Consider the following 833-nt stretch of genomic DNA (forward strand, 5'->3'; position numbering starts at 1 on the left):
CAACTACCAGATCGACGACGACTATGGCGCCGCCACCGCCAAGGCGGTGCTCGCGCTTGCCGATCCGCAGGCGCCGAATGCGCGTCCACTGTACGGTGCACCTGAAATGCCGCTGACGCTGCCGCGCCGCGGCGGCAAGTCGAACGCCGCCAGGACCTCGAAGGACCTGACCGAGCATGTCTGGGCCGGCAGCAGCATCAAGCTGACGCTGGTCGCCACCGACGATGCCGGGCACACCGCATCGAGCGAAACCAAGACGCTGCTGATGCCGGAGCGGCCTTTCGCCAATCCGCTGGCACGCGCCGTGATCGAACAGCGCCGCCTGCTGGCGCTCGACGCCAACGCCAAGCCGCGCGTGCTCGACCTGATGGACGCCATCACGCTGCGGCCGGAAGACACCTTCGACAACATGTCCCACTACCTCGCCATCATGAGCGCCCGCACCCGGCTGAAGATGGCCGACAGCGACGATCAATTGCGCAGCGAGGTCTCCTATCTCTGGGAAATCGCGCTCGGCATCGAGGAAGGCAATCTTTCGGCCGCCGAAAAGCGGCTGCGCCAGGCGCAACAGGCGCTGCAGGACGCCATCAAGAATGGCGCCAGCGACGCTGAAATCGAAAAGGCGATGAAGGAACTGCGCGAGGCGATGAACCAGTTCCTGCAGGAATTCGCGGAGCGCGCCAAGCAAAATCCCAACGCCCCGCAGATGCAGCAGAATGGCCAGGAACTGCGCCAGAGCGACATCGATCGCATGATGGACCAGATCGAGAACCTGGCGAAGTCCGGTGATCGCGACAAGGCCCAGCAATTGCTGTCGCAACTGCAGGACATGA

The 833-nt window shown here is 64.1% G+C and carries 1 protein-coding gene; it reads left to right on the forward strand.

Features of this window, described 5'->3' with window-relative positions; all coding sequences use genetic code 11:
* Positions 1 to 833 (forward strand): DUF4175 family protein (locus tag EN969_RS33405; RefSeq protein WP_127419876.1); only part of this gene is annotated, 833 nt, incomplete at both ends.

This window comes from Mesorhizobium sp. M7A.F.Ca.CA.003.01.2.1, from assembly GCF_003998945.1.
GTDB lineage: Bacteria > Pseudomonadota > Alphaproteobacteria > Rhizobiales > Rhizobiaceae > Mesorhizobium > Mesorhizobium ciceri.